Source organism: Thauera phenylacetica B4P, from assembly GCF_000310225.1.
GTDB classification, from domain to species: Bacteria; Pseudomonadota; Gammaproteobacteria; order Burkholderiales; family Rhodocyclaceae; genus Thauera; species Thauera phenylacetica.
In genome coordinates this window covers 1-9,840 of record NZ_AMXF01000154.1, presented here as the reverse complement: position 1 = coordinate 9,840, position 9,840 = coordinate 1, and the positions used below count along the sequence as shown (strand labels likewise).

At 68.5% G+C, this 9,840-nt stretch carries 10 protein-coding genes; 6 read left to right on the top strand and 4 right to left on the bottom strand.

Features of this window, described 5'->3' with window-relative positions:
* The 4 genes from C667_RS16200 to ffh form a co-directional block, all read right to left on the bottom strand.
* A partial coding sequence (locus C667_RS16200; protein ID WP_004369736.1) for a YgjP-like metallopeptidase domain-containing protein occupies nucleotides 1-371 on the bottom strand: 371 nt, incomplete at its 3' end.
* On the bottom strand, nucleotides 368-1,117 hold the full coding sequence (locus C667_RS16195) for a competence/damage-inducible protein A (protein ID WP_004369733.1): 750 nt from the start codon (nucleotides 1,115-1,117) through the stop codon (nucleotides 368-370). The genes C667_RS16195 and C667_RS16200, both read right to left, overlap by 4 nt.
* Nucleotides 1,114-1,890 carry an EI24 domain-containing protein gene (locus C667_RS16190; RefSeq protein ID WP_004369731.1) on the bottom strand — a complete coding sequence of 259 codons (777 nt, stop codon included), beginning with the start codon at nucleotides 1,888-1,890 and terminating at the stop codon, nucleotides 1,114-1,116. The genes C667_RS16195 and C667_RS16190 overlap by 4 nt, the downstream gene beginning before the upstream one ends.
* Before the next feature lie 13 nt (nucleotides 1,891-1,903).
* Nucleotides 1,904-3,274, bottom strand: a complete 1,371-nt coding sequence (ffh, locus tag C667_RS16185) for a signal recognition particle protein (RefSeq protein WP_004369729.1) — start codon at nucleotides 3,272-3,274, stop codon at nucleotides 1,904-1,906.
* 48 nt (nucleotides 3,275-3,322) lie between these two features.
* On the opposite strand from ffh, the gene C667_RS16180 reads away from it, so the two are divergent.
* The 6 genes from C667_RS16180 to C667_RS16155 form a co-directional block, all read left to right on the top strand.
* Nucleotides 3,323-4,153: a cytochrome C assembly family protein gene (locus tag C667_RS16180; protein WP_039921874.1), complete on the top strand. Its 831-nt coding sequence runs from the start codon at nucleotides 3,323-3,325 to the stop codon at nucleotides 4,151-4,153.
* A gap of 84 nt (nucleotides 4,154-4,237) precedes the next feature.
* A complete protein-coding gene (locus tag C667_RS16175) occupies nucleotides 4,238-5,518 on the top strand; it encodes an HlyC/CorC family transporter (protein ID WP_004369725.1) in 1,281 nt (426 codons plus the stop codon).
* An 88-nt stretch (nucleotides 5,519-5,606) separates the two neighbouring features.
* Nucleotides 5,607-7,322 carry a type IV-A pilus assembly ATPase PilB gene (gene pilB, locus C667_RS16170; RefSeq protein WP_004369723.1) on the top strand — a complete coding sequence of 572 codons (1,716 nt, stop codon included), beginning with the start codon at nucleotides 5,607-5,609 and terminating at the stop codon, nucleotides 7,320-7,322.
* Between the two features lie 15 nt (nucleotides 7,323-7,337).
* The gene (locus C667_RS16165) at nucleotides 7,338-8,567 is read left to right on the top strand and encodes a type II secretion system F family protein (RefSeq protein WP_004369722.1); all 1,230 of its coding nucleotides are present in this window, start codon (nucleotides 7,338-7,340) and stop codon (nucleotides 8,565-8,567) included.
* A gap of 3 nt (nucleotides 8,568-8,570) precedes the next feature.
* On the top strand, nucleotides 8,571-9,422 hold the full coding sequence (locus tag C667_RS16160) for a prepilin peptidase (protein WP_004369721.1): 852 nt from the start codon (nucleotides 8,571-8,573) through the stop codon (nucleotides 9,420-9,422).
* A gap of 159 nt (nucleotides 9,423-9,581) precedes the next feature.
* On the top strand, nucleotides 9,582-9,840 hold a 259-nt coding region (locus tag C667_RS16155), incomplete at its 3' end, for an FmdB family zinc ribbon protein (protein WP_004369720.1).

Below are 9,840 nucleotides of genomic sequence, written 5' to 3'. Positions count from 1 at the left end.
CCCGCCGGCAGCAGGAGTTCCTCGCCGCCGTCCGCCGCCCCGCGCCAGCGCGCCGCACGCGCCGGCACCACGCGCAGCACCAGCGCACGGCCGAAGAGCGGCACACTCACGCCCTCGCCCACCTCCAGCAGCGGCGCTCGCGGCGCCTGCGCCCGCGCACGCAGGCGGTCGAGCAGCCAGGGCCCGTGGCTGTGCACGAAGCGCTCGACCTCGCCGAGCGGGGTGCGCAGCGGCACCGACACGCGCGCGCCGCGGTGGTCCACCTGGAGCGCGAACGAGCGCCGCGCCGAGCGGCGCAGCACCAGATCGACCCGAATGCCCTCGACGAGCAGGCTGTGCGGCTCTTCCGAGGCCGCCGCCCGAGCGCTCAAGCCTTGTCTTCCCACTCCAGGCCGCGCGCGGAGAGGTCGGCCTTGATCACCGCCATCGCCGCCGCGACGCGCGCCGCCGTACCCTTCATGCCGAGCTCGAGCGATCGGCGCTGGCCCTCGGCGGCGATCGTGGGCAGGCTGAACAGCGTGGTGTCGGGGAAGTCGGCGGTGACCCGGCGCATCAGGCCGATCAGCTGGCCCTCGTAGGCATCCCACACCGTCACCGCCTGCTCGACGTAGTCCTCGGCGTGGTGCAGGTGGGCGTATTTGGTGTCGAGCACCCACTCCACCATCGGCCAGGCCATCACCGGGAACCCTGGGGTGAAGTAGTGCTGGCGGATCGAGAAGCCCGGGATGCGGTTGAAGCTGTTGGGGATGATCTCGCTGCCCACCGGATACACGCCCATCTGCAGGCGCTCGGGGGTGATCTCGGCGCCGAAGCGGGCGCGGATCTCGGCCTCGGCCTCGGGGTGCAGCGCGAGCTCCAGGCCGAGCGCGGCGCCCGCGGCCTCGCGGGTGCGGTCGTCGGGCGTGGCACCGATGCCGCCGAAGCTGAACACCACGTCGCCGGTGGCGAAGGTCTGGCGCAGGGTGTCGGCGAGGCGGTCGAAGTCGTCGCCGGCGTAGCGCGCCCACGACAGCTTGAGCCCGCGCGCGCCGAGCAGCTCGATCAGCTTGGCGAGGTGTTTGTCGCTGCGGCGGCCGGAGAGGATCTCGTCGCCGATGATCAGGGCACCGAAGTTCATTTCAGTTTCCGCAGCCCGGCACCCGGCTCGGCGTCGAGCACGGTGATGCCGTGCTGGATGCGATGCCGGCGCAGGGTCTCTAGCATGTAATGGACGAAGGCGAGGCCGGCGAAGGCCGGCGCCACCAGGTTGATCACCGGCACGTAGGCCAGGAGCGCCGTGCCGCCGCCGAGCAGCAGCATCTGCGGCCGCCAGTCGTCGCGCAGGCGCTGCAGCTCGCCCTTGTCGGCGTGATACATGAGCGCGTCGTAGCCGAAGGCGCGCTGGTTGAGCCAGCCGGTGAGCGTGACCGAGATCAGCAGGCCGGCGCCGGGGATCAGCCACAGCGGCAGCGACAGCACCAGCGCGAGCAGGAAGAGCACGCCGGCGAAGATGGAGTTCAGCGCGCTGCCCACGTTGGAGCCGCCGCGGCGCTGCTCGAGGTCGGCGTAGTCGACGCGCGCGACGCGCTCGAGCATCAGCGGCAAGGCCACCGTCGCCACCAGCATGGCGGCGGTGACATAGACCAGGGGCACCACCAGCAGCGCGGTGGCGATCTGGATCAGCACCAGCACGATCGCCGCGGTGGTCTCGGATGCCGACAGCCAGCCGCCGATGAAGGACCAGCCACTCACCGTGGCATACAGCCACTCGGTGACCGGCGTCCACGCGTAGAAGGCCACGCCGGCCCAGATCACCATGGAGAGCAGGCCGGGCCACAGCAGGTGCCAGAAGATGTCGCGCCGCCCGAGGCTGCGACCGGCGCGCCCGAAGGCGACGAGGATGTCCTTCATGCGTCCGCCCCCCTCAGCGCGGCATGCCCGGCAGACCGCCCGGCATCATGCCCTTCATCGCCCGCATCATCTTGTTCATGCCCCCCTTGGAGAACTGCTTCATGACCTTCTGCGTCTGCTCGAACTGGTTGAGCAGGCGGTTGACCTCCTGCACCGTCACGCCGGCGCCGGCGGCGATGCGGCGCTTGCGGCTGGCCTTGAGGAGCTCGGGCTTCGCGCGCTCGAGCGGCGTCATCGAGTTGATGATGCCCTCGATGCGCGAGATCGTCTTCTCCTCGGCCCCGCCCTGCAGCTTGCCCGCGGCCTGGGCGAACTGCGCCGGCAGCTTGTCCATCATCGACGACAGCCCGCCCATCTTGCGCATCTGGGCGATCTGCTCCTTGAAGTCGTCGAGATCGAAGCCCTTGCCGGTCTTGAGCTTCTGCGCAAAGGCCTTGGCCTTCTCCTCGTCGACGCCGCGGCGGGCATCCTCGACCAGGCCGAGGATGTCGCCCATGCCGAGGATGCGGCTGGCCATGCGGTCGGGGTGGAAGGGCTCGAGCCCCGAGAGCTTCTCGCCGATACCGGCGAACTTGAGCGGCTTGCCGGTGACGTGGCGCACCGACAGCGCCGCGCCGCCGCGCGAGTCGCCGTCGAGCTTGGTCAGCACGATACCGGTGAGCGGCAGCGCCTCGTTGAAGGCGCGCGCGGTGTTCACCGCGTCCTGGCCGAGCATCGCGTCGACCACGAACAGGGTCTCGATCGGCTTGACCGCGGCGTGCAGGGCCTGGATCTCGGCCATCATGGCCTCGTCCACCGCGAGCCGGCCGGCGGTGTCGACCAGCAGCACGTCGATGTGGTGCTTGCGCGCGTAGTCGAGCGCGGCGAGCGCGATGTCGACCGGCTTTTGCGCGGTCTCGGAGGGGAAGAAGCCTACCCCCGCCTGCGCCGCCACGGTCTTCAGCTGCTCGATCGCCGCCGGGCGATAGACGTCGGTGGACACCACCAGCACCTTCTTCTTCTGCTGCTCGTGCAGCAGCTTGGCGAGCTTGCCGGTGGTGGTGGTCTTGCCCGCGCCCTGCAGGCCGGCCATCAGCACCACCGCGGGCGGCTGGGTGGACAGGTCGAGGCCCTCGTGGGCGCCGCCCATCAGCGCCTTGAGCTCGTCGTGCACCACGCCCACCAGGGCCTGGCCGGGGGTCAGCGAGCCGATCACCTCCTGGCCCACCGCCTTCTCCCTGACCTTGGCGACGAAGTCCTTCACCACCGGCAGCGCGACGTCGGCCTCGAGCAGCGCCATGCGCACCTCGCGCATCGCCTCCTGGATGTTTTCTTCCGTCAGGCGGGCCTGGCCGCGGAGGGTCTTGACGACCTTGGACAGGCGTTGAGTCAGATTGTCGAGCATGTTCGGGCAGGCCTTGGGCGCGTGACTTGGAGTAAACTGCGGCTACGTATGCGCACAATTCTACTTCATCTCCTCCCCGCCTCGCTTTACGCCGGTCTGGGCTTGTTCTTCTGGCGCACCTGCATGACGCGCGGTTCCGCGCTGCAGCCGCGCCGCGAGTGCATGAGCGCGCGCGAGCGCCTGCTGCTGCTGGGCGCCATCGTCGCGCACGGCGCGGCGCTGCACCTGGCGATCTTCCCCGGCAGCGAGATGCGCTTCGGCTTCGGCGTCGCGGTCTCGCTGATGGTCTGGCTGGCGGTGTGCTTCTACTGGGTCGAGACCCTCTACACCCGGCTCGACGGCCTGCACGCGGCGGTCATGCCCGCGGGCGCGATCGGCAGCCTGGTGCCGCTGCTGTTCCCCGGCGACCACGTACTCGCCAACGCCACCTCGCCAGCCTTCCGCGCCCACTTCGTGGTGGCGATGCTGGCCTACAGCCTGTTCACCCTGGCCGCGCTGCACGCGATGCTGATGGCGGTGGCGGGCCGCCAGCTCCACAACGCGCGCTTCAGCCGCCTGCTCTCCGGCCTGCCGCCCCTGCTCACCATGGAGGCGCTGCTGTTCCGCCTGATCTCGATCGCCTTCGTGCTGCTCACCCTGACCCTGGCGAGCGGCGTGCTGTTCTCGGAGAGCCTGTTCGGCCAGGCCTTCCGCGTTGACCACAAGACGATCTTCGCTTTCGTGTCCTGGTTCCTTTTCGGCGGCCTGCTGCTCGGCCGCCACCTCCGGGGCTGGCGTGGCCGCCTGGCGCTGCGCTGGACCCTGGCCGGCTTCGTCGCGCTGATGCTCGCCTATGTAGGCAGCCGTTTCGTCATCGAGGTGGTGCTGCATCGCACCTGAACTCCAGCCGCCTGCGCTCGCGCGTATTGACAGCGTCCTGAGGGGCTCCAATACTCGGGGCCCCTTTCCCGGCGCCCGCCCCTCGTGACGGATCTCACCATCGCGCTTCAACTCGTCGCCCTCGTCGTGCTGCTGGCCCTGTCGGCATGCTTCTCGATGTCGGAGACGGTCATGATGGCGGCCAACCGCTACCGCCTGCGCTCGCTCGCCAGCCAGGGCAACCGCGGCGCGGCGCTCGCGCTCGAGCTGCTCGCCCGCACCGACCGCCTGCTCGGCGTGATCCTGCTGTTCAACAACCTGGTCAATACCGGCGCCGCGACCCTGGTCAGCGTGATCACGCTCGAGCTCTTCGGCAACGAGAGCTGGGCGCTCGGCGTGGCGACCCTGCTCGTCACCTTCGCGATCCTGGTGTTCTCCGAGATCACCCCGAAGGTGATCGGCGCCAACCACGCCGACCGCCTCGCACCCATCGTCGCCTATCCGCTCACCGGCCTGCTGCGCGTGTCGTATTCCGCGGTGTGGTTCATCAACCTGTTCTCGCGCGGGCTGCTGAACCTGATGCGCCTGCAGCCGAAGGAAGAGACCCAGTCGGCGCTGTCGGTCGAGGAGCTGCGCGCGATGGTGATCGACTCGGGCCAGTACATCCCGCACAAGCACCGCAGCATGCTGCTCAACCTCTTCGACCTCGAGAGCATCACGGTCGAGGACGTGATGACGCCGCGCGGCGCGATCGAGAGCATCGACCTGTCCGACCCCGAGGACGTCGTCCGCCGCCAGATCGCCACCAGCTTCCACACCCGCCTGGCGGTCTATGACGGCGACAGCGAGCACGTGATCGGCGTGCTGCACCAGCGCAGGCTGCTCGGCAACACGCTGGAGGAAGATTTCAGCGTGGACCGCATCCGCGACCTCCTGGCCCGTCCCTACTTCGTGCCGGCCGACACGCCGCTGTACTCGCAGATCCAGTTCTTCCAGGAGAACCAGCAGCGCCTCGGCTTCGTGGTGGACGAATACGGCGAGATCCTCGGCCTGATCACGCTCGAGGACATCATCGAGGAGCTCATCGGCAAGTTCACCACCAGCACACCGGACGTGGGCGATCGCATGCACTGGGGCGAGGACGGCAGCGTGCTGGTCGACGGCACGTCCAACCTGCGCGAGCTCAACCGCCGGCTCGAGCTCGCCCTCCCCATCGACGGCCCCAAGACGCTCAACGGGCTGATCCTCGAGCACCTGCAGGACATCCCCGAGACCGGGGTGTCGATGAAGATCGCCGACACGCCGATCGAGGTCGTGCAGACACAGGACCGCATGGTGCGCACCGCGCGCATCTTCCGGCCGCTGATCGACGACGCGGAGCAATGAGCCGGGACGCCCCGCCACCGGGTGTCCGCATCTTTACAAGGCGGGGGGCGGCGGGCAACATCGGCCGCAATCCGGACACGAGCAAGGCATGGCGGCAACCTCCAAACCGGCCCTGAGCGGCTTCGCCAGGGCGCTGATCCAGCATGGCCACCTGAAAGAGGCCGACGCGGTCGCATGCACCACCCATGCGGGCGAAGCCGCGACCGCCTTCATCCTCGAGGTCGCCAACCGCGGCCTGATGAGCTGCGCGGCCATGGCCCGCTTCGCCGCCGAGACCTTCGGCTATCCGCTGCTCGATCTCGCCGCCTTCGATGCGGCGGTGTTCGCGCGCGAGGCGGTCGACCGCAAGCTGCTCGCCAAGCACCAGGTCGCACCGCTCGCCAAGCGCCAGAACCGCATCACGCTCGCCACCGCCGACCCCTCCAACCTGCGCGCACTCGACGAGATCCGCTTCCAGACCGGCCTGCAGCTCGAGCTCGTGATCGTCGAGGCCGACAAGCTCAAGCGTGTGGTCGAGGCCTTGTCCGAATCGGCCGCCGACACGCTCAAGGAGCTGACTGGCGAAGCCTTCGACATGGACCTGCTGCAGCAGGACGGCCCCTCGCAGCAGCGCGACGAGGAGGAGGCCAACGAGGTCGATGACGCGCCGGTCGTCAAGTTCATCCAGAAAGTGCTGATCGACGCGATCAACGAGGGCGCCTCCGACGTCCACTTCGAGCCCTACGAGAAGTTCTACCGCATCCGCGTGCGCACCGACGGCATCCTGCGCGACATCGCCCAGCCGCCGCTGGTGCTCAAGGAGAAGATCGCCGCGCGCATCAAGGTGATCTCACGCCTCGACATCTCGGAGAAGCGCGTGCCGCAGGACGGCCGCATGAAGCTCGTGCTGTCCAAGAACAAGGCGATCGACTTCCGCGTATCCACGCTGCCGACCCTGCACGGCGAAAAGATCGTGATGCGCATCCTCGACCCGAGTTCGGCCATGCTCGGCATCGACGCGCTCGGCTACGACCCCGACCAGCGCGAGGCCTTGCTCGCCGCGGTCGCGCGCCCCTACGGCATGGTCCTGGTCACCGGCCCCACCGGCTCGGGCAAGACGGTGTCGCTGTACACCTGCCTGAACCTGCTCAACAAGCCGGGGGTGAACATCTCCACCGCCGAGGACCCGGCCGAGATCAACCTCGCCGGCATCAACCAGGTGAACGTCAACGAAAAGGCCGGCCTCACCTTCTCGGCCGCGCTGCGCGCCTTCCTGCGCCAGGACCCGGACGTGATCATGGTGGGCGAGATCCGCGACCTCGAGACCGCCGAAATCGCCATCAAGGCGGCGCAAACCGGCCACCTGGTGATGTCCACCCTGCACACCAACGACGCGCCCTCGACCCTCGAACGCCTCAAGAACATGGGCGTGGCGCCGTTCAATATCGCATCCTCGGTGATCCTGATCACGGCCCAGCGCCTCGCACGCCGGCTATGCTCGTGCAAGAGGGCGATGGACATTCCCGTCCAGGCCCTCGTCGAGGCCGGCTTCGAACCCGAAGCGCTCGACGGCGGCTGGCAACCGATGGGGCCGGTAGGCTGCGAGCGCTGCAAGGGTAGCGGCTACAAGGGGCGGGTTGGCATCTACCAGGTCATGCCGATCAGCGAGGAGATCGCCCGCATCATCATGACCGGCGGCAACTCCATGGACATCGCCGCCCAGGCTCGCCGCGAGGGCGTGCTCGACCTGCGCCAGGCGGGCCTGCGCAAGGTGCGCCAGGGCATCACCTCGCTGGAAGAAGTGCTGGCGACGACCAACGAATAAAGGACGTTCGATTTCATGGCCACTGCAAGCCGCGCGGCACGTGCCACCGGTCCCAAGGAGGACCTGTACATCTGGGAAGGCAAGGACAAGACCGGTAAGGTCGTCCGTGGCGAGATCCGCGCGACCGGCGAAGCCGTGGTCCAGGCCATGCTGCGCCGCCAGGGCATCCAGGTGGTCAAGGTCCGCAAGCAGAAGATGGCGCGCGGCGGGCGCGTCTCGGAGAAGGACATCGCGCTGTTCACCCGCCAGCTCGCCACGATGATGAAATCCGGCGTGCCGCTGCTGCAGGCCTTCGACATCGCGATGAAGGGCTCCGGCAACGCCGCGCTCTCGCGCATGCTCAACGACATCCGCACCGACGTCGAGACCGGCTCGAACCTGTCGCAGGCCTTCGCCAAGCACCCGGCGCACTTCGACCGCCTGTTCTGCAACCTGGTCGCCGCCGGCGAGCAGGCAGGCATCCTCGACGGCCTGCTCGACCGCATCGCCACGTACAAGGAAAAAATCCTCGCGATCAAGAGCAAGATCAAGTCGGCGCTGTTCTACCCCACCGCGGTGGTGGTGGTGGCCGGCCTGGTGATCTCGGTGATGATGCTGTTCGTGATCCCCGAGTTCAAGAGCGTATTCACCGGCTTCGGCGCCGAGCTGCCCGCGCCGACCCTGCTGGTGATCGCCATCTCGGACGCCTTCGTGGCCTACTGGTACCTGATCTTCGGCGCCATCATCGCGGCCATCATGGCGATCGCCTGGAGCTACAAGCGCTCGACGGCGATGCAGATCGCGGTCGACCGGCTGGTGCTTCGAATGCCCGTGATCGGCGCGATCATCCGCAAGGCGACCGTGGCGCGCTGGACGCGAACCTTGTCGACCATGTTCGCCGCCGGCGTCCCGCTGGTCGAAGCGCTCGACTCGGTGGGCGGCGCGTCCGGCAATCACGTATATATGGTGGCGACGCGGCAGATCCAGGGCGAGGTCAGCACGGGCACCAGCCTGACGGTCGCGATGCAGAACGCCGACGTGTTCCCGACCATGGTGGTGCAGATGGTGTCGATCGGCGAGGAGTCCGGCCAGCTCGACTCGATGCTGAGCAAGGTCGCCGATTTCTTCGAGCAGGAGGTGGACGACGCGGTCGCCGGCCTGTCGCAGCTGCTCGAGCCGCTGATCATGGTCTTCCTCGGCACCGTCATCGGCGGCCTGGTGGTCGCGATGTACCTGCCGATCTTCAAGCTCGGCGCGATCGTCTGAGTCATGCTCGAGCTCCTCTCCAACCCCATCGCCTTCACCACCCTGGCTGGCCTGCTGGGCCTCTTCGTCGGCAGCTTCCTCAACGTCGTCATCCATCGCCTGCCGCGAATGATGGAGCACGACTGGCACGCCCAGGCCGCCGAACTGCGCGGCGAGGAGCCCCCCGCCGGCGAGCGCTTCAACCTCGCCACGCCGCGCTCGCGCTGCCCGCACTGCGGCCACCAGATCACCCTGCTCGAGAACATCCCGCTGGTGAGCTACCTGGTGCTGCGCGGGCGCTGCGGGCATTGCGGCGCCGGCATCAGCAAGCGCTACCCGATCGTCGAGGCCGTCAGCGCGCTGCTGTCGGCCTACGCGGCGTGGCATTTCGGCTTCGGCGCCGCAGCGCTCGGGGCGCTGCTGTTCGTGTGGGCAATGGTCGCGCTCACCTGCATCGACCTCGACACCCAGCTGCTCCCCGACGACATCACCCTGCCGCTGCTGTGGCTGGGCCTCGCCTTCAACCTCGGCGGCACCTACACCGACTTGCCCGCCGCGGTCATTGGCTCGATGGCGGGCTACCTCGCGCTGTGGTCCGTGTTCTGGCTGTTCAAGCTCGCCACCGGCAAGGAAGGCATGGGCTACGGCGACTTCAAGCTGCTGGCTGCGATCGGCGCCTGGCTGGGCTGGCAGATGCTGCCGCTCACCATCCTGCTGTCCTCGCTGGTCGGTGCGGTCGTCGGCATCGTGCTGATCGCCGTCGCGCGCCACGGCCGCAACGTGCCGATTCCCTTCGGACCCTACCTCGCCGCCGCCGGCCTGATCGCGCTGTTCTGGGGCGAGGCCATCACCGAACGCTACCTCGGCATGCTGTGAGCGCACGACGCGTCGCCCCAGCCGCGGACGGTCTGCGGCGCGGGGCTTGAAGCCGCCCTCTCCCGCCCACATCTGCCGCCAGTGCGCGCCCGCTCGGGACGCGCTTTTTCCTTATGCTGCGTTGCGTTAGACTTGCGCACTTGTTTTCGGGAGCACGCCATGCCCATCTACGAATATCGTTGCCCCAGCTGTGGTTTCCAGAAAGAGCACCTGCAGAAGATGAGCGACGAGCCCCTGTCCGTCTGCCCGTCCTGCGGCACCACCGGCTACGCCAAGCTGCTGTCGGCGGCCGGCTTCCAGCTCAAGGGCTCGGGCTGGTACGCCACCGACTTCAAGGGCGGCGCCAAGCCCGCGGCCCCGGCCGCCGAATCCACGCCCGCCCCTGCAGCCGGCGGCTGCGGCGGCGGCTGCGCCTGCC